This window comes from Streptococcus pseudopneumoniae (assembly GCF_001072925.1).
GTDB classification, from domain to species: domain Bacteria; phylum Bacillota; class Bacilli; order Lactobacillales; family Streptococcaceae; genus Streptococcus; species Streptococcus pseudopneumoniae_Q.
This window is the reverse complement of the sequence record NZ_JVHE01000115.1, coordinates 58,087-74,987: the sequence shown is the minus strand read 5'-3', so window position 1 is coordinate 74,987 and position 16,901 is coordinate 58,087. Positions and strand designations below refer to the sequence as shown.

The following is a 16,901-nucleotide window of genomic DNA, read 5'->3' as shown; positions in this document are numbered from 1 at the left end:
CAAGCGGTAAGGCAAGGGACTTTGACTCCCTCATGCGTTGGTTCGAATCCAGCTACCCCAGTTATACTTTGCCGGCGTGGCGGAATTGGCAGACGCGCTGGACTCAAAATCCAGTGTCCGCAAGGACGTGCCGGTTCGACCCCGGCCGCCGGTATAATATAGTATTAAGAAACATTGTTAAATCAATGTTTCTTTTTGCTTTGGTCAACTTATGGTCAACAATTCTCTTTTTTAACTAAACTTGTTAATACTGAACGAACTTTATTGTTTTCAATTTCTGCTTTTTCCTTTATCAGATGGCCGTAAGTTTCAGTTATTTGTTTAATATCTCGATGCCCCATTAACTTTGAAACTGCCCAAATATCAACACCCATTGCTAGCATTGCAGAACAATACGTATGTCTAAGACCTGTGCTTGTCATACTTTGAGGATAAATTTTTAAATCCCTTAAAATTTGCTTGAGATGTTTATTGATTCCTGCATTTGTTACAATCTTATAATTCAAATCTACTAAAATCATATTTTCGTTATTTGTAATTGTACCGTTTTCAATGAATACAGCTTGTTCTTGTTTTAATTTTTTTAGAATAGTTAATGTATCATTATCAACAGGAATTGTACGAATTGATTCTTCAGTCTTAGGATTTGCCCATCGTTTTCTAGCTGTATCATATCGTCTATAAGTTTTGATTTCTGAACTTTTCCACAATACACAATCCCAAGTGAGACCTGCAACCTCTCCTGCACGTAATCCTGTTTTTAGTTGAATTAAAAGTAAATACGGTACAATTGAAGTTGTTAAATCAAGATTGTTTTCTAAATATGTTACTAGTTTCTGATAGTCATCAAAACTATGAATATATTTTTCATCTCTTCTTTTTTTGGGGGGACGACCTGAAAGAATGACACCTTCAGTAAAATCTTCTATATTGAGCTTATCTCTTTTAGCAAACACAATCACATTTCTAATTTCCGCATTCATTCTACTAACATTGTCACGACAATTTGTTTCAGCGTACTTATTAATAAATGCTTGATATTCGCTTGCTTTGATTTTTAAAACTGGTTTTTCTTTAAAATATTCTTTGATAAACTTACCACGCAATAAATGTTTATTAAATGTAGTCTCTGCTTTTCCAAGTGGTTTAACTGTTAATTCTAACCACTTTTCCCAAAGGGTATAGAATGTAATATTTTTATCAATTATTGCTCCGTTAATCAATTTGAGTTCAAGGGCGAGTGCTTCAATTTCTGCTTCTCTTTTTGTCTTAAAACCTGAACCTGAAGCAACTACCTTTTTATTTTTATCAAATATTCTATAATCCCATAAATTCTTTTTTCCTCGTTTTCTTAATGAAACTGACATGATTACCTCTTTCTAAAAGACGATAACCAAGATATTATCTTGATTATCGTATCATAAACTAAAGATTTCTGCAAAGTTTTCTTCAAAAAATTGTTTCGTTTTGCTGGCTAAGAAGTAGTACCGTCCGCCCTGATTGTCTGGATATTTCACAAACCCATCTCTGTTTTTATCAATATCGATTTTTGAGCGAATATCAGGCTGATAAAGAACATGTTCGAGTAGCCAAGGCCGAGAGACTGAAACCATCTCTAAAACCTCTGATAGACTCATATATTGCCCCTGTGAAGCCTTGTTTTTCAAGTCAAGATATTCATCTTTCTCTACTATAATGTGTGTTTGAGGAAGATTTACTTCCAAATTTTCTATTTTAATTGAGATTTTATCCGTCATATACATTTCCTCTCGTTCTCTTACTTGAATATTTTCCACGGCTCTTTTTCTTTCTTTAATTCATCTTTTTTATTATTTAAAAAGATGATTGTGTCTGGAGAGGGTTTATACTTTGTTTTGAAATGAATCAAAACATACCTGAAAAATTCCTGAATTGCTTCTTTACCGTAAATTTTGTCAATCTTGTATAGAAACGATTCTAAACCACTATTTTTTAACAGATAGATGTAAGTAGATAATAAGTCATTTTTCCGCCTTGGTTTTGACCTCAATAAATCAAAATCGGTTGAAACATATTCCATCATAACCTTTGAAATATCCCATAATTCATCATTTTTGAAAAATAAATATTTGTCAGTAAAACGTTGAAAGATCAAACTGGATAATTCTTTGTCGTTTCTACATTTTAAAATATCTAAGCCGGTTTGATTAGCGTAAGCCTGCCTAATTGACATTTCAAATCTCACCCAATCATCACATTTCAAGGCTTCATCATAAAAGATGCCCTTCTTTTTCTCCTGCTCCAGTTTTTTATCATAGATTCGTAGTAGTAGAGAGTTTCCTTTGTTTGCCTTGCTACCAACATAAATTGTTTCTACTCTATTGTTTGTATTGAACGTACTGATATTTGACTGATTCTTTCTCAATTTGATTGTATTTGTAAAACTATCAACGTATTTTGATTTTATTATTGATTTGTTTAACTCCTGATGAATCTGATTCACTTTCAGACCCTCATCTATAAAATCAATCGCAAAATCAATTTTTGAAACTCTACAACTACCACTAAAATAATTTTCTAATTCAAAAAATTTTTGAACTAATCGACGATACGAAATTTTTTGATTATCTTCTTCACGTCGTTTCATATAGTGTTTTAAACCTTGCCCTGAAAATTTGAGCAAAATTCCCATTCGTGGGCTGTCTGTGTTGAAACATAATAGAATATCAAATTCATCAAAATTGATAATATAATTGTAGCCTGCAAATCCTTTTTCATTTAACTTATAGTTAACCGTGTACTTTTCTAATTCCAATAATTCATCAATTTTTAAACAGATAGTTGAAGCAAATGCTTCATAATTAGACATCATCTCGTTATACTCTGGTAAAAATACAAATGAAATTTCATCAACGTCACATTGAATCATATAAAATAACTCCTTCTTCTAGTTGCTTTTGTAGTTGCCCCTGTGAGGGGTGGTGGGATGGGGGTCATTACTAGACCCCCATGAATTCTAGTACCCCATTATTTACTCTTTTTTCTTAATCTCTGACCGTATAAAAACGCTTGTTTAAATATACTAATCTTTTCCAAACCGTGTTCGTGTAGATTAATATTCCAAAATCGTCTAGGTTTGCTGAACTCTCCATCACTAGTCATGATATAGCCTGAGAACCTGGGCGCATGATTATCAATATTATCTGTTTCTCCAAAGACCATTCGAGCTAATTCGTCAGTTATAGCGCCGTTTGATAGACAGATACGAACACCTAAATTATCTCGTACCGCTGTACTCAAAAGCTCTGCTCGTGGTTGTTGCATGCAGATACACATGTAGACACCACTCGAGCGAGAACGCGAAACAATAGACAAGACCAAATCTTGAACCCTTTTTCTCATCTTGTTATCTGTAATGCTTGAAAGCATGGCTGAATACTCTTCGATAACACACAGCTTCATTTTCATCTCTTTACCGAAATTAACGAAAGTAGCGCCAGTAATGTCATCACGTGCCGATAGATTTGCAATTTCTTTTTCACGTTTAATAACTAATTCCAACAATTCTTCAAAATATGCTAAAATCTCTTCACTATGAGAAAGAATCACACCTTTTTGAAGAAAGTCCCATGAACTAAATTCAGATTTAACATCTAAGATTGTTAAATCAACTTCTGAATCAAACATAAAAACTTGAGTAAGTAACGATTTTAAGAAAGTTGTTTTAGAACTGGATGTATTGCCAACAATTAATGCATGGCAATTTTTTAGCATTGAGAATGTCAAGCCTTTTTCAACTGTTATTTCAAAATCATTGACTGGTCTTAATTCAGTTATCCTTAGTGGTGTGAGCTGTCTTGCTCTAGCTTCGACAATATCATCTAATAAATAGATGAACTCTGTATTATCTTCACTTAACCAATAATCTAAAACAATGAGTGAACGGTTTTTACCCACTAAACACGCTGATAACATTTCCGCAAACTTTTCTAAATCGTCAGTAGTTTGGTCAGCTAATTTTTTGATTGTAACCTTGATGCGCCTGCTTAGCTTCTCGAAGCTCGCATGCGCTTTACTAACATCGATGAATTTGCTACCAACTTTGCGATTAGCAGTTACTGAATCTAACAACGCTTTGTGTGTCTGTCGTTCAATCAATCTTAATTGATAGTATAAAGATATTGAGCCAATTTTTGATAGCCTCAAAACAAACCTAACCAGTAAAACAAGATTCGTAAAAAGCAAGACAGCTATTCCAATTACTTCTAAATGAAAGCCAAGCTGTGCTTCACTTCTAAAAATCCCAATCTCTGTTCCTTTAAATCCTAGCCATCGAATAATACTACCCCCAAATAGTAACCCAACTCCAAAAATTTGGAGTAGAGTTACAAACTTGGGAAAAGCTGGACTTAAATGACCTGTATTTTCATTTAACCTGTATCTAATCATAAATACCTACATATCTCTTGCATTTCTGTTAACATTTTGCGACGCATGAGTTCAAAATACATGTATGAACGAATAAAATCAGTGTATCGACCGTTTGAGTAAACTAAACTCAAATTAACAAAAGATGAAACTCGTCCTTCAACCTCAGAACGCATGTATATTGATAAAACTTTACGAAGTTCCAAAGGAAGATCTAAAGCTGATAAATCATCTAATTCTTTAGAAATATCTTTCATATCTATTTCCTTTCTACTTTAAACTAACTTCGTTGACATCTTCAGCCCAAACTTCGATGACATCATAACTTTTGAACTTATAGCGACCGAGTGGGTTGACTAACTGATACAAATGTCTGAACTGAATCTTGTTCGCAATTTCTAAAGTTGGGACAACAAGACTAATCAATTTAACTGTTCCATCATCTTTGGGCATTGATAAAAATACTTCATAACCAATTGATTTGTCAGAAAAAACTGGGGCGTTTTTACCATTTTGATTTTTCTCAAATCCCACAATCGGAAAGAATGGCTTTGGCTCTGTAACACTTACAGCTACACAAGTTGAAATATTAGTAAGAGCTGGGGCAGTACGGCGGTCGTTTACAATTGAATCGCCTGATTGATTTGAGTTGCTTCCAAACAATCCTGTTTGAACTAAATTATTATTCATATTTGTTACCAAACTAGCTAAAAACTAGTACTTTCTGTTAAATATTTCTTGTAAATATTTGAACGTTCGTTATTTACATTTTCAGTTTATCATGATTAAAAATTCCGGTCGTCAAATGCACCAAAAGGGAAAAAATAAAAAATTTGCATTAGGAAATTTTATTTGATAAGCTGAAAATAGCGATAAGGAGGATATTATATTGGAAGAAAAGTATTATAATGTAAAAGAAGCTTTGGATTATATTAGAAGTTATCCCAGCGGAAGAATAGAAAAAGAATTTTATATGGATATAACTGAAAAACAAATTCGTGATATTTTGAAAAAAGATGTACTAGGGCAATATATGCACTGTTCGGAGGGAGAACATATAAGTGAAATATACGAAAATTTTCAAGGAGATGAAGTAGTTGAAACTTTGTATGTATTTCCAAAATTTGGGAAGCATTCCAAAATTCTCTCGAGTTGGGATGTTCTTTATAAAAAAGAAGATAAGCTAGTAAAGGAATTGCAACGGCAAGGTTTAAAAACACCAGAAGAGAAAATTAGAGAAGAGTTTAAAAATTCTGGAAAACCTGCGTATTTAATGAATGAAGATTATCTTTTTTCATTAAAATTGGAGATTGAAAGACGTCAACTACCGATTAAAATTTTTCGCATTCAGCCACGTACTAGTTCAACAATTAAGCAACTATTGAATGAAGAAATGTTGGAGACTAATTTTGAGTTAACTATAAATACTTTATTAGAAGAATTTGAACAAAGATTAAAAGAAGATTGGTTTGAAAATCAGAAATTATGCATTGAACAAGCTGAAAAAGTAGGTGAATTATTAGAGGATGTCCGGGGGCGAACAGAAATATTACAGTCTGTAGCACCAGAATTGTCATTGGATGCTTACAATAGTAGATTAAAAGAAGTAGAAGAATTTTATAATAAGTCAAAGAATCAAGAATTTATACCACCTTTTAATTTTGAAAAATCTTTCAATAAGTTTAAAAAAAATTATATGAATCAAGAAAACAAGAACGTGATTTCTTCTCTTTCAAATAAAATATATGAATTTGAAAAGTATCAGATTAACAAGTATAAAGAAAAGATTGAAGAACAAAATAAAAATAGAGTTATAACTGAAATTTCATTTAAACGGTATTTAGTCGAATTTTACAAGACTATAAATGACTCTTTTTGGAGAGAGGATTTTCTAAGTAATTTAGAGGATAATTTTGGGATAAAAATAAACCGCTAAGATTTTTTTCTTAGCGGTTCTTTACATTGTTTAATAGGGTTGTTATGTTATCAATTATAGCGTTTTGATTTTGATTAAAATATTATTTAATTTGATTCAGAATCATGTTGAATGCAGAAAGTATTTCTTTTTGTTTATTATCAGGTAAATTTTTTATATTTGAAATTAATTCAACAATTTCAGGATTTTCATCTTTTTTTGTAATATCAAAGAAAGATGAAATATCACATTCAAGGGCATTCATAACTTTTTCAAGGGTATTAATTGTTATGTTTGTTTCTAGGTGTTCAAGTTTATATACATAATTTGTTCCAAGATCAGCTCTTTCTTCAATTTGTTCTTGTGTAAGTCCTTTTTTCAACCTTAAAAGGCGAATTCGTTTTCCTATATACTTTCTTAATGATTGTTTCATGCAATACCTCTCAAACTAAATATTACAGTATTTTTTCTACATATTTTAGTTCTTAAAAGATTACTTATAACTTTACAAGGTTGGTTCGATGTGGTATAATTAAATAAAAAAAACAACTATATATAGTTGTTTTGTAAATTTTTGGAGATTCTATGTCAAACAAAACTATTAAAACCCTCACAACTTCAACAGCTATTGCACTTGCATCAGTTGGTGCGCCTGCATTTGCTCAAGAAGCTCAAGCGACTCCAGTACCTTCTAACACTGCTGTCAATGAACCTGCTCTTGTTACTAAACCACAAGTGAAACCACTTGAAAAGAGTGAAGTTCCTGCACCTTCTACAGTAAAACCTGCGCTTGATGCACAAAAAGCTGTTGTTAAAGACGCTAATACTAAAGTTGATACAGCTAAATCTGATGTTCAAGCAAAAGAAGCTACTGTTGCTTCAATTGAAACAGAATATTCTAATGCAGATAAGGCTGTTAACGATGCGCAAGCAATTGCTTCACAAGTAACACCTGAAAAAGTTGCTGAAGTCAAAGATGCTCAAGCTAAGAACCTTGAAGCGCAAACCACTAACCAAAAAGCAACTGAAGCTACAAATGAACAAATCAAAACTGAAACAGCAGTTCTTGCTGAAAAGCAATCAGACGTGGCAAGTGCTGAAGCTAATCTTGAACAAGCAAACCATAACGTTCAAAGTGCTGAAAAAACAGTCGCAAATGCAGAATCTGCACTTGACGGAACTGGACTTGCAAATGCTGAAAAAGATTTAGAAAATGCTAAAACTGCTGTAAAAGGAGCTGAAGCTACAGTCGCTGAAGCTGAAGATGCTTTCAAAACAGCAAAAAAAGCTGATGAAGCACGCGCAGATGCTATCAAATCAGCTGAAACTGATGTAAATACTAAAAATGATGCTGTCAAATTGGCTAAAGAAAAATTGACAACAGCTAACCAACATGCTGAATCAGTAGAAGCTAAATTGGAAGATGCTCAAACTGAACTTACTAAAGCTCAAGATGCATTGGACAATGTTGATATTGTAAACATCGCAGACTTGACTCAGTTCAAGAAAGATAAAGCCGAAGGCGACTCAGACTTCATGACTGACTCTGGTGCAACTGTTATTGAAAATTCTTCAACAAAAATCAGCAAAGCTGATAAGAAACGCACAGTTAATCTTGATGATTTGACTGATGAACAACAAAAAGAAATCAGTCTATATGCATCAAAAGTGTTAACTGAAATCCATAAACAATTTGGATTGAACGAAGTTACTGTTACAGACTCTGACCTTCGTATCGCTCGTGAACAAGCTAATAAATATGTAGCTCGTGGAATCTCAGCAGACAAAGCTGGTCACATCAATGGTGCTTACCATAGTGAAAACATCTCACTTGCAAATGAAAAACACTCTATGACCATGTATGAATTGAAACAAACTGTATTCAATGCAATTATGGGACAAACATTTGCTGACGCTCCATCTAAGTGGGGACATTCACGTAACAACTTTGTTAACAACACTGTCGGAATTGCAACAGCAATTGTTGACGGACGTTTACATTTTATCTCAACTCTTAACTTAGCTGGCGGAAACGTTATCAAAGATAACATCGACATCGAAACTCTTGAAAAAGCTGTCGCAACAGCGGAATCAAACCTTGAACAAGCTAAAACTGCATCAGAAAACGCTAAGAATGCTTTGACAACAGCTTCAACTGATTACGCAAGCGCACTTAGCTTGAAAACTGAAGCTGAAAAAGTCTTAGCAGACGCAATGGCTACGCCACTCCAAGCCCAAGTTGCTGAAAACAACCTACGTTTGGCAAACATTGCTCTTGAAAATGCTAAGAAACGTGAAGCTCAAGCAAATGAAGCAGTCGCTAACTTCTCAGCAAGTCTAGCTGACAAGAAAGCTACTCTTGAAAAAGCTCAAGATGCACTTAAATCAGCTAAAACCGCTAAAACAATTGCGTCACAAGCTCTTGAAAATGCTTCAGCTAAACTTGAAGACCAAGAAACTAAACTAGACAACTTGAACAAACAAGTTACAAAACTTCTTGCTGAAAAAGATGCTCTTGTTAAAGAAGCTAAAGAATTGGCTGAACAATTGCAAGCATATTTGGACGCACCAGTTGCTCTAACTAAAGCAAAACAAGCTAGAACAGCCGTTAGTGTCAAATTGGAACTCGCTAAATCTGACCTAGAAATGGCACAGTCTAAGCTTGAAAACTTGTTGACTGCACAAAAAGCTGAAGAAGCTAAACTTGCAGAACTTGAAGCAACATATGCTAAACTCGTTGACCTTGCAGAAAAAGCTCAAGAAAACGTTGTTGCAACACTTCCTGATGGAACAGTAATTGCTGTACCAAAAGTAGCTCCAACTGCTGAAACTCTTCCTGAGTTGAATCTTGATGCACTTGTTAAGGAAGATGCGAAAGATAGCACTGTTAAAACACTTCCTGACGGAACAATCGTTGCTGTTCCTAAAGATGCACCAGTTGCTGAAACTCTTCCTGAACTAAATCTTGAAGAACTAGCTAAAGAAGATGCTAAAAATAGCACTGTTAAAACACTTCCTGACGGAACAATTGTAGCTGTTCCTAAAGATGCACCAGTTGCTGAAGAACTACCTACTGTCAATGTTGACGAATTGAAGAAAGCTCTTGATGCAGGTAAAGAAGTGACTATCGATGCACAAGGGAATGTTGTTGTACGTGAAACAAAACCAGCTACTGATGAAAAACCAGTTAACGTTGATCGTCCACAAGCCGATAATGATAAATCAAATAAAGATTATGCAAGTGATAAAAACGTTACTATCGATAATAAAGGAAATGTTATCACAAAAGGTCAGACTTACACAAGTCAACAACAAGCATCAAGTAAATCAACTTATTCACGAGTAGAACGTGCAAAAACATTACCAAATACAGGAGAGTCATCAAGTGTTACAATGTTGGTACTCGGTGCAATTCTTGGAACATTTGGACTTGTAACAGTACGTAGAAAAAATTAGAATAATAAAAAAATCTTCTTATTACAAATAGGAAGATTTTTTTGATTCACAAAATTAGTTTAAAAGACTACGCTATTTAAACCAATTTTGAGAATGAATATTGGACTATACCGATTGCGCCGAACACGGTATCGAACTATGTATAAAAAATTGTGATTATTAAATTTAAAGACTATAAAATTAAAGCAAAAGTTTAAAATTTATTTGGTCAACCACTGGTCAATTTCCTCAATTTCAATACTAACTAGCGTGTGATAATATCTTGATTTAATCGTTTCTTGGTTATTTATTTTAACTTATTTTAACGCTAGTTTGTTGGCCGCCGGTATAGTAAAAAAGACAAGGTATAAAAACCTTGTCTTTTTTGTTGAACAATTTATTAAAATTTCACTAAAAAAGGTCTATACCATTTACAAATTGTTTTGAAAGGTTTATAATGTAATTGACATAATAAATAGTAGATTATTTCTTAAGGGGGTTATCATTATGCCTAAGTATATTAAAGCTGATCAATTTTTCTATCCACATGGTATTCGTCGTGGAGGTTATTTGGAACTTATTGATGGTAAGTTTGGTAAGCATGTTGAAGAGATTTCTGAGGATGCTGAAATTTTAGATTATTCTGGTTATAGCATCGCACCTGGTCTCGTTGACACCCACATTCATGGTTTTGGTGGTGTGGATGTCATGGATAATAATATTGAAGGAACTCTTCATACGATGAGTGAAGGTCTTCTTAGCACAGGTGTTACTAGTTTCCTACCAACTACACTAACTTCATCATACGAACAATTGCTGGCTGTTACTGAAAACATTGGTGCACGCTATCAAGAAGCATCTGGTGCTAAGATTCGTGGTATTTATTTTGAAGGACCATACTTCACCGAAGAATTTAAGGGAGCTCAAAATCCTGCCTATATGAAAGATCCACGTATGGATGAGTTCCGTGCTTGGCAGAAGGCTGCTAATGGTCTTCTTAATAAAATTGCTCTTGCACCTGAACGTGATGGGGTTGAGGACTTTGTACGTACTATTACTGGTGAAGGTGTAACTGTTGCTCTAGGTCACTCTAATGCTACATTTGATGAAGCTAAAAAAGCTGTTGATGCCGGGGCTAGTGTTTGGGTTCATGCCTATAATGGAATGCGTGGTTTAACACACCGCGAACTTGGTATGGTTGGTGCGATGTATGAGTTACCACACACTTATGCAGAATTGATTTGTGATGGTCATCACGTGGATCCTAAGGCTTGCGAAATTCTTCTTAAACAAAAAGGAACTGAAAATATTGCCCTTATCACTGACTGTATGACAGCAGGCGGTTTGCAAGATGGCGATTATATGTTAGGTGAATTTCCAGTTGTAGTTGCAAATGGGACTGCTCGCCTTAAATCTACAGGTAACTTGGCAGGTTCCATTCTCAAACTTAAAGATGGTTTGAAAAATGTCGTTGAGTGGGGAATTGCAAATCCTCATGAAGCAGTCATGATGGCTAGTCTGAACCCAGCTAAATCAGTTCATATCGATGACGTCTGTGGACAAATTCGTGAAGGCTATGATGCAGACTTTATCGTGTTAGATAAAGATTTGGAATTAGTAGCAACTTATCTAGACGGTGAAAAACGTTATCAAGCATAATTTCTAAAGAAGAAACTAGTTTAGTTTCTTCTTTTTTAAAATAAATTTGTTATTTCTTTCACAAACTACTTGATTTTTGCATTGAAAAGGCTTACAATTATGATATAAATAATACAAATAAAAAAGCGGAGGATTGCTTATGAAAGCTTATACTTACGTTAAACCAGGTCTTGCGTCATTTGTTGATGTGGACAAACCAGTTATTCGCAAGCCAACAGATGCTATTGTGCGTATCGTTAAGACTACTATTTGTGGTACAGACCTTCATATTATTAAAGGCGATGTTCCTGCTTGTAAGAGTGGAACTATCCTAGGACATGAAGGAATTGGTATTGTAGAAGAAGTCGGTGCAGGAGTTTCAAACTTCAAAAAGGGTGATAAGGTTTTGATTTCTTGCGTTTGTGCATGTGGTAAGTGTTACTATTGTAAAAAAGGAATCTATGCTCACTGTGAAGACGAAGGTGGATGGATTTTTGGACATTTGATCGACGGTATGCAAGCAGAATATCTTCGTGTGCCTCATGCTGATAATACTCTTTATCATACTCCAGCTGACTTGTCTGATGAAGCTTTGGTTATGTTATCTGATATCTTGCCAACTGGCTATGAAATTGGTGTCTTAAAAGGGAAAGTTGAGCCTGGTTGTAGTGTAGCTATCGTTGGTTCAGGGCCAGTCGGATTGGCAGCTCTTTTGACGGCACAATTCTATTCACCAGCCAAATTGATTATGGTGGACCTAGACGATAACCGCTTGGATACTGCAGTTTCTTTCGGTGCTACTCATAAGATTAATTCTTCAGACCCTGAAAAGGCAATTCAAGAAATTTATGATTTGACAGATGGTCGAGGTGTGGATGTTGCTATAGAAGCTGTTGGTATTCCTGCAACGTTTGATCTCTGTCAAAAGATTATTGGTGTAGACGGAACAGTAGCCAACTGTGGTGTGCATGGTAAACCAGTTCAGTTTGATTTGGACACTCTTTGGATTCGAAACATTAACGTAACTACTGGATTGGTTTCTACCAATACAACTCCTCAGCTTTTGAAAGCCTTAGAAAGTCATAAAATTGAACCAGAAAAATTGGTAACTCATTATTTCAAACTTAGTGAAATAGAAAAGGCCTATGAAGTATTTAGTAAGGCCGCCGATCATCATGCGATTAAAGTGATCATTGAAAACGATATTTCAGAAGGCTAATCTTGTTTTTAAATCCAGTTATTCGTTTTTGAATAGCTGGATTTTTTGAAAATGTTATATAATTCGTGAAAATGAGCAAAATTCTTTCATTGTTCTCAAAATTTCGCTATAATATACGGTACAAAGGAAGTTAAACTATGTATCGAGTTATAAAAATGTACGGAGATTTTGAACCGTGGTGGTTTATAGAAGGCTGGGAAGACGACGTCATTGCGAGCAAAAAATTTGATAACTATTATGACGCCTTGAAATATTATAAGTCTTGTTGGTTTGAGTTAGAAAAGGAAATCCCCCTTTACAAAAGTAGAGGAGATTTGATGACTATTTTTTGGGATCCAGAAGATAAACGCTGGTGTGAAGAATGCGATGAATTTCTTCAACAATATCATTCCTTGGCTTTGTTGGAAGATGGTCAAGTCATTCCTGATGAAAAATTTAGACCTGGTTACGAAAAACAGACTGGTTTAGAAATCCACCGTACTTGTCGCATAAAAAAAGAAGAAACAACTTTTTAATGAAGTTGTTTCTTCTTTTTTATATTTTCTTCGAATAATAAGAATGAGGAGGAAGATATGGTACAAATACTTGCACAAGAATTGATTACACTGGCCAAAAAACAAGGAGCTCAGGACATCTATTTTGTTCCTAAAGAAAAGTCTTATGAGCTACATATGCGAGTTGGAGATGAGAGACATTTGATTAACACCTATGACTTTGAAAAGTTGGGGGCTGTCATTAGTCATTTTAAGTTTATTGCGGGGATGAACGTTGGAGAAAAACGCCGTAGTCAGCTTGGTTCCTGTGATTATCAGCATGGAGACAAGGTTTCTTCATTACGTTTATCGACGGTAGGAGATTATCGTGGTTATGAGAGTCTAGTAATCCGACTTTTGCATGATCAAGAACAAGAGTTGCGCTTCTGGTTTCAGGACCTTATAGAACTGGAAAAGGGCTTTAGGCAACGCGGACTTTATCTTTTTGCAGGCCCCGTAGGAAGTGGCAAAACTACTTTGATGCATGAATTAGCCAAGTCATTGTTTAAGGGACAACAGGTCATGTCCATTGAAGATCCAGTCGAGATTAAGCAAGAAGAAATGCTACAATTACAGCTCAATGAAGCTATCGGACTTAGCTATGAGAACTTGATCAAACTTTCCCTACGACATCGTCCAGATCTTTTAATCATTGGAGAAATTCGAGATAGCGAAACAGCCCGTGCCGTTGTACGAGCTAGTCTGACAGGTGCCACGGTATTTTCGACAATCCATGCCAAGAGTGTTCGTGGGGTTTATGAGCGTCTCTTAGAACTTGGTGTTAGTGAAGATGAACTCGCAGTTGTTTTACAAGGTGTTTGCTACCAGAGACTAATCGGGGGAGGAGGAATTATTGATTTTGCAAACAAAAATTACCAAGAACATCAGGCAGAAAAGTGGAATGGACAAATTGACCAGCTTCTTAAAGAAGGACATATCACTGCCCTTCAAGCTGAAACGGAGAAAATTAGCTACCAGTAAGCAGAAGAAAATAATCACACTCTTTAACAATTTATTTTCCGGTGGTTTTCATCTGGTAGAAATCATTTCCTTTCTAGAGAGAAGTCTCTTGTTAGAAAAGGAATATGTATCGCAGATGCGTCTAGGACTCTCGCAGGGAAAATCCTTTTCGGAAATGATGGGGACTTTAGGTTTTTCAAGTTCAATTGTCACGCAACTTTCCTTGGCTGAAGTTCATGGGAACCTTCATTTGAGTTTAGGGAAAATTGAAGAGTATTTAGATAATCTTGCTAAGGTCAAGAAGAAGTTAATTGAAGTTGCGACCTATCCAATCATATTGTTAGCTTTCTTACTGCTCATTATGTTGGGGTTGCGAAATTATCTCTTGCCCCAACTGGATAGTAGTAACATAGCTACCTTAGTGATTAGTAACCTACCACAGATTTTTCTTGGACTTACTCTGGCGCTAGGTCTCGTATCTTTAACAGGACTGATATTCTACAGAAAATCTAGGAAGATAGAAGTCTTTTCTTTTCTAGCTAGAATTCCCTTTCTAGGTGTATTTGTTCAGTATTATCTGACGGCCTATTATGCTCGAGAATGGGGAAATATGATTGGACAAGGTTTAGAGTTGTCACAGATTTTCCAGATGATGCAGGAGCAAGGCAATCCTCTTTTTAAGGAAATCGGACATGATTTATCCCTGTCCTTGCAAAATGGGCATGAATTTTCTATGGTTGTGCAGGATTATCCTTTTTTTAGAAGAGAGTTGGGATTAATCATTGAATATGGAGAGATCAAATCCAAGTTGGGAAGCGAATTGGAAATCTATGCAGAAAAAACGTGGGAATCCTTCTTTACCCGAGTTAATCGTACGATGAACTTAGTTCAACCACTGGTCTTTATTTTTGTAGCTCTGCTAATCGTTTTATTGTACGCAGCTATGTTGCTGCCTATGTATCAAAATATGGAGGTAAATTTTTAGATGAAAAAAATGATGATGAAATTAAAAGAAGCAAAGGTAAAAGGATTCACTCTTGTGGAAATGTTAGTGGTCCTCCTTATCATTAGTGTTCTACTCTTACTGTTTGTGCCAAACCTAACTAAGCAAAAGGATGCAGTGAATGACAAGGGTAAAGCAGCAGTCGTCAAGGTGGTAGAAAGCCAAGCTGAACTCTATACTCTAGATAAAAATGAGGATGCTAGTCTAAGTAAACTAGAGGCAGATGGACGTATCACTGCTGAGCAAGCAAAAGCCTATAAGGAATACCATGCAAAACAAAAGACAAGTCAAACAGTTGCGGATTAGGGCTTTTACTATGTTAGAAAGTTTATTGGTCTTAGGGATAGTCAGTCTGTTAGCCTTGGGTTTGTCAAGTTCAGTTCAGTCCACTTTTGTGGCTGTGGAAGAACAAATTTTCTTTATGGAGTTTGAGGAACTTTATCGGGAAACTCAGAAGCGAAGTCTGGCTAGTCAGCAGAAGATCAACTTGATTTTGGAAGAGAGAAGTATTGGAAATGGCTATCAGAAATTAACCATCCCTAAAGGAATTCAACTACAGTCCAATCAGTCAATTTCCTTTGACAAGTCTGGTGGGAATTCGTCTCTGGCCAGCGTGAGATTTCAAACAAGGAAAGAAGTGGTTCGATACCAACTATATCTAGGAAATGGAAAGATTAAACGTATTCAAGAAGCAAAAAATTAAGGCGGTTATTTTACTGGAAGCAGTGATTTCACTAGCTATTTTTGCCAGTATAGCAACTCTCTTACTGGGACAAATTCAAGAAAGTAGAAAAAGAGAAGTAGAACTTCTAAAACAGGAAGAAGTTTTGCGAGTGGCTCGTATGGCTTTGCAGACTGGACAAAAGAAGTTGACTGTCAATGGCCTTACGGTTCATGTTGTCTCGAATGAGCGAGGTTTGGAGGTATACCATGGAACTGAGAAATTACTGGCGATTCAAGACAAGTAGGGTCAGAGCTTTTACACTATTAGAATCCTTGGTTTCCCTTATCGTTATTAGTGGTAGCTTGCTTCTTTTTCAATCTATGAGCCAACTCTTAGTTTCAGAGGTTCGCTACCAGCAGAGAAGTGAGCAAAAAGAATGGCTTTTATTTGTGGATCAGCTGGAAGCAGAGCTGAATCGAACCCAATTTGAAAAAGTGGAGAATGATAGGATTTACCTCAAACAGGAAGGCAAACCCATTTCCATGGGGAAATCAAGGTCAAATGATTTCCGGAAAACAGATGCTAGTGGACGTGGTTATCAACCCATGGTTTATGGCCTTAAATCAACGCATATTTACCAAAAAGGGCAAAATGTTCATTTCAATTTTCAGTTTGAAAAGGGACTAGAGAGGGAATTTATCTATCGTGTTGAAAAAGAAGAAAGTTAGAGCTGGAGTTCTCCTTTACGCTATTACTATTGCTGGAATTTTTAGTCTTTTGTTGCAGTTTTATCTGAATCGACAAGTAGCACATCATCAGGATTATGCCTTAAATAAAGAAAAACTCCTTGCATTTGCAATGGCTAAGAGAACCTATGAAAAAGCTAATTCTGAAAATGGAGAGCAGTCATTTAATGTAGGAAAGTCAACTTATCGTAACGACGAAAACTTCTTCACAGCGACTATTGACACAGGAAAAAATCAGTTTGAATTTCACTTTTCTCCTTTGAAAAGGACCGACGATAAGACGAAGAAAACAGAAAAAAAGTCAAAAGAAGAACAGGTTAAAAAAGAGGCCACCGAGCCATCTAAAGTTGCTCCTTCTAAGAATGATAAGACATAGATTAT

The 16,901-nt window shown here is 35.4% G+C and carries 19 protein-coding genes and 1 tRNA gene; 13 read left to right on the top strand and 7 right to left on the bottom strand.

All coding sequences use genetic code 11. The annotated features are described in order from the left end of the window. The first annotated feature begins 70 nt into the window (after positions 1-70). Positions 71-154, top strand: a tRNA-Leu gene (locus tag ADH81_RS08885). 61 nt (positions 155-215) lie between these two features. Here the strand turns inward: ADH81_RS08885 and ADH81_RS08880 are convergent. From ADH81_RS08880 to ADH81_RS08855, 6 genes are all read right to left on the bottom strand, one after another. Further along, entirely contained in the window at positions 216-1,367 is a 1,152-nt protein-coding gene (locus ADH81_RS08880) for a tyrosine-type recombinase/integrase (protein ID WP_049528365.1), read from the bottom strand. Between the two features lie 51 nt (positions 1,368-1,418). Continuing rightward, complete coding sequence (locus ADH81_RS08875) at positions 1,419-1,757, bottom strand: DUF771 domain-containing protein (protein WP_049509174.1); 339 nt, start codon at positions 1,755-1,757, stop codon at positions 1,419-1,421. Positions 1,758-1,777: 20 nt separating this feature from the next. Beyond that, on the bottom strand, positions 1,778-2,908 hold the full coding sequence (locus tag ADH81_RS08870) for a replication initiation factor domain-containing protein (RefSeq protein ID WP_049528362.1): 1,131 nt from the start codon (positions 2,906-2,908) through the stop codon (positions 1,778-1,780). A gap of 98 nt (positions 2,909-3,006) precedes the next feature. Then, complete coding sequence (locus ADH81_RS08865; protein ID WP_049528360.1) at positions 3,007-4,428, bottom strand: FtsK/SpoIIIE domain-containing protein; 1,422 nt, start codon at positions 4,426-4,428, stop codon at positions 3,007-3,009. Beyond that, the gene (locus tag ADH81_RS08860) at positions 4,425-4,664 is read right to left on the bottom strand and encodes a hypothetical protein (protein ID WP_049528358.1); all 240 of its coding nucleotides are present in this window, start codon (positions 4,662-4,664) and stop codon (positions 4,425-4,427) included. Before ADH81_RS08860 ends, ADH81_RS08865 begins: the two co-directional genes overlap by 4 nt. Positions 4,665-4,677: 13 nt before the next feature. Beyond that, a complete protein-coding gene (locus ADH81_RS08855) occupies positions 4,678-5,097 on the bottom strand; it encodes a hypothetical protein (protein WP_049528355.1) in 420 nt (139 codons plus the stop codon). Positions 5,098-5,296: 199 nt separating this feature from the next. Here ADH81_RS08855 and ADH81_RS08850 point away from each other — a divergent pair, with 199 nt between their 5' ends. Continuing rightward, the gene (locus ADH81_RS08850) at positions 5,297-6,343 is read left to right on the top strand and encodes a hypothetical protein (RefSeq protein ID WP_049528352.1); all 1,047 of its coding nucleotides are present in this window, start codon (positions 5,297-5,299) and stop codon (positions 6,341-6,343) included. An 82-nt stretch (positions 6,344-6,425) separates the two neighbouring features. Here the strand turns inward: ADH81_RS08850 and ADH81_RS08845 are convergent, their stop codons facing one another. After that, complete coding sequence (locus tag ADH81_RS08845; protein ID WP_049528349.1) at positions 6,426-6,755, bottom strand: helix-turn-helix domain-containing protein; 330 nt, start codon at positions 6,753-6,755, stop codon at positions 6,426-6,428. 152 nt (positions 6,756-6,907) lie between these two features. Between ADH81_RS08845 and ADH81_RS08840 the strand changes: the two genes are divergently transcribed. The 11 genes from ADH81_RS08840 to comGG all read left to right on the top strand — a co-directional run bounded on the left by ADH81_RS08840 (position 6,908) and on the right by comGG (position 16,896). Next, on the top strand, positions 6,908-9,778 hold the full coding sequence (locus tag ADH81_RS08840) for an SEC10/PgrA surface exclusion domain-containing protein (protein ID WP_080979313.1): 2,871 nt from the start codon (positions 6,908-6,910) through the stop codon (positions 9,776-9,778). 486 nt (positions 9,779-10,264) lie between these two features. Further along, entirely contained in the window at positions 10,265-11,416 is a 1,152-nt protein-coding gene (gene nagA, locus ADH81_RS08835) for an N-acetylglucosamine-6-phosphate deacetylase (protein WP_045762732.1), read from the top strand. 139 nt (positions 11,417-11,555) lie between these two features. Beyond that, positions 11,556-12,614, top strand: a complete 1,059-nt coding sequence (locus ADH81_RS08830) for a zinc-dependent alcohol dehydrogenase family protein (protein ID WP_000649456.1) — start codon at positions 11,556-11,558, stop codon at positions 12,612-12,614. Between the two features lie 137 nt (positions 12,615-12,751). Then, positions 12,752-13,129, top strand: coding sequence for a DUF1033 family protein (locus ADH81_RS08825; protein ID WP_007555701.1), 378 nt, complete (start codon positions 12,752-12,754; stop codon positions 13,127-13,129). 57 nt (positions 13,130-13,186) lie between these two features. Next, positions 13,187-14,128 (top strand): competence type IV pilus ATPase ComGA, encoded by a 942-nt coding sequence (gene comGA, locus ADH81_RS08820; protein ID WP_049528345.1) that lies wholly within the window; start codon positions 13,187-13,189, stop codon positions 14,126-14,128. Beyond that, complete coding sequence (comGB, locus tag ADH81_RS08815) at positions 14,049-15,092, top strand: competence type IV pilus assembly protein ComGB (RefSeq protein ID WP_080979311.1); 1,044 nt, start codon at positions 14,049-14,051, stop codon at positions 15,090-15,092. Before comGA ends, comGB begins: the two co-directional genes overlap by 80 nt. Then, a complete protein-coding gene (gene comGC / locus ADH81_RS08810; protein ID WP_049528341.1) occupies positions 15,093-15,416 on the top strand; it encodes a competence type IV pilus major pilin ComGC in 324 nt (107 codons plus the stop codon). It abuts the gene before it with no gap. Next, positions 15,379-15,813 carry a competence type IV pilus minor pilin ComGD gene (gene comGD / locus ADH81_RS08805; protein WP_049528339.1) on the top strand — a complete coding sequence of 145 codons (435 nt, stop codon included), beginning with the start codon at positions 15,379-15,381 and terminating at the stop codon, positions 15,811-15,813. The genes comGC and comGD overlap by 38 nt, the downstream gene beginning before the upstream one ends. Continuing rightward, positions 15,776-16,078, top strand: a complete 303-nt coding sequence (gene comGE / locus ADH81_RS08800) for a competence type IV pilus minor pilin ComGE (RefSeq protein ID WP_049528337.1) — start codon at positions 15,776-15,778, stop codon at positions 16,076-16,078. Before comGD ends, comGE begins: the two co-directional genes overlap by 38 nt. After that, the gene (gene comGF / locus ADH81_RS08795; RefSeq protein ID WP_049528335.1) at positions 16,041-16,502 is read left to right on the top strand and encodes a competence type IV pilus minor pilin ComGF; all 462 of its coding nucleotides are present in this window, start codon (positions 16,041-16,043) and stop codon (positions 16,500-16,502) included. The genes comGE and comGF overlap by 38 nt, the downstream gene beginning before the upstream one ends. Beyond that, entirely contained in the window at positions 16,480-16,896 is a 417-nt protein-coding gene (comGG, locus tag ADH81_RS08790) for a competence type IV pilus minor pilin ComGG (RefSeq protein WP_049528332.1), read from the top strand. The genes comGF and comGG overlap by 23 nt, the downstream gene beginning before the upstream one ends. Positions 16,897-16,901: the final 5 nt, after the last annotated feature.

Excerpts from the sequence above, each read along its gene's own strand:
- ADH81_RS08880 (WP_049528365.1), bottom strand. The coding sequence starts at position 1,367 with ATGTCAGTTTCATTAAGAAAACGAGGAAAAAAGAATTTATGGGATTAT.
- ADH81_RS08875 (WP_049509174.1), bottom strand. The coding sequence starts at position 1,757 with ATGACGGATAAAATCTCAATTAAAATAGAAAATTTGGAAGTAAATCTT.
- ADH81_RS08870 (WP_049528362.1), bottom strand. The coding sequence starts at position 2,908 with ATGATTCAATGTGACGTTGATGAAATTTCATTTGTATTTTTACCAGAG.
- ADH81_RS08865 (WP_049528360.1), bottom strand. The coding sequence starts at position 4,428 with ATGATTAGATACAGGTTAAATGAAAATACAGGTCATTTAAGTCCAGCT.
- ADH81_RS08860 (WP_049528358.1), bottom strand. The coding sequence starts at position 4,664 with ATGAAAGATATTTCTAAAGAATTAGATGATTTATCAGCTTTAGATCTT.
- ADH81_RS08855 (WP_049528355.1), bottom strand. The coding sequence starts at position 5,097 with ATGAATAATAATTTAGTTCAAACAGGATTGTTTGGAAGCAACTCAAAT.
- ADH81_RS08845 (WP_049528349.1), bottom strand. The coding sequence starts at position 6,755 with ATGAAACAATCATTAAGAAAGTATATAGGAAAACGAATTCGCCTTTTA.
- ADH81_RS08840 (WP_080979313.1), top strand. The coding sequence starts at position 6,908 with ATGTCAAACAAAACTATTAAAACCCTCACAACTTCAACAGCTATTGCA.
- nagA (WP_045762732.1), top strand. The coding sequence starts at position 10,265 with ATGCCTAAGTATATTAAAGCTGATCAATTTTTCTATCCACATGGTATT.
- ADH81_RS08830 (WP_000649456.1), top strand. The coding sequence starts at position 11,556 with ATGAAAGCTTATACTTACGTTAAACCAGGTCTTGCGTCATTTGTTGAT.
- ADH81_RS08825 (WP_007555701.1), top strand. The coding sequence starts at position 12,752 with ATGTATCGAGTTATAAAAATGTACGGAGATTTTGAACCGTGGTGGTTT.
- comGA (WP_049528345.1), top strand. The coding sequence starts at position 13,187 with ATGGTACAAATACTTGCACAAGAATTGATTACACTGGCCAAAAAACAA.
- comGB (WP_080979311.1), top strand. The coding sequence starts at position 14,049 with ATGGACAAATTGACCAGCTTCTTAAAGAAGGACATATCACTGCCCTTC.
- comGC (WP_049528341.1), top strand. The coding sequence starts at position 15,093 with ATGAAAAAAATGATGATGAAATTAAAAGAAGCAAAGGTAAAAGGATTC.
- comGD (WP_049528339.1), top strand. The coding sequence starts at position 15,379 with ATGCAAAACAAAAGACAAGTCAAACAGTTGCGGATTAGGGCTTTTACT.
- comGE (WP_049528337.1), top strand. The coding sequence starts at position 15,776 with ATGGAAAGATTAAACGTATTCAAGAAGCAAAAAATTAAGGCGGTTATT.
- comGF (WP_049528335.1), top strand. The coding sequence starts at position 16,041 with ATGGAACTGAGAAATTACTGGCGATTCAAGACAAGTAGGGTCAGAGCT.